Annotated in this window: 1 protein-coding gene; it reads right to left on the bottom strand. The window is 70.2% G+C overall.

Annotated elements, in window-relative coordinates; all coding sequences use genetic code 11:
- Window positions 1-209: 209 nt before the first annotated feature.
- Window positions 210-399 (bottom strand): hypothetical protein (locus JHD62_RS21540; RefSeq protein ID WP_199104589.1); only part of this gene is annotated, 190 nt, incomplete at its 5' end.

Below are 399 nucleotides of genomic sequence, written 5' to 3'. Positions count from 1 at the left end.
CCCCCCCCCCCCCCCCCCCCCCCCCCCCCCCCCCCCCCCCCCCCCCCCCCCCCCCCCCCCCCCCCCCCCCCCCCCCCCGGTTTTCAAGCAGTTGACGGCATACGAGATTATTGCGTTCGTCTCGTGGGCTCGGAGATGTGTATAAGAGACAGCAAGGTAATTGATCCTTGTTCTTGCAGCCACCCTGTCAGTTCATGGGGTGGCTGTTTTCATTTCCGGCCACCCCGCAACAAGCGGCGAAAGCGCTGCCCCTGTCTCTTATACACATCTGACGCTGCCGACGAACAGTAAGATGTGTAGATAAAGGGGGGCGGGGGGGATAAATAGGGGGGGGGGGGGGGGGGGGGGGGGGGGGGGGGGGGGGGGGGGGGGGGGGGGGGGGGGGGGGGGGGGGGGGGG

Source organism: Aquitalea sp. ASV11 (assembly GCF_016429185.1).
Lineage (GTDB): Bacteria > Pseudomonadota > Gammaproteobacteria > Burkholderiales > Chromobacteriaceae > Aquitalea > Aquitalea pelogenes.
Note: the sequence above shows the minus strand (reverse complement) of the source record. Positions and strands in the feature narration are given on the sequence as shown.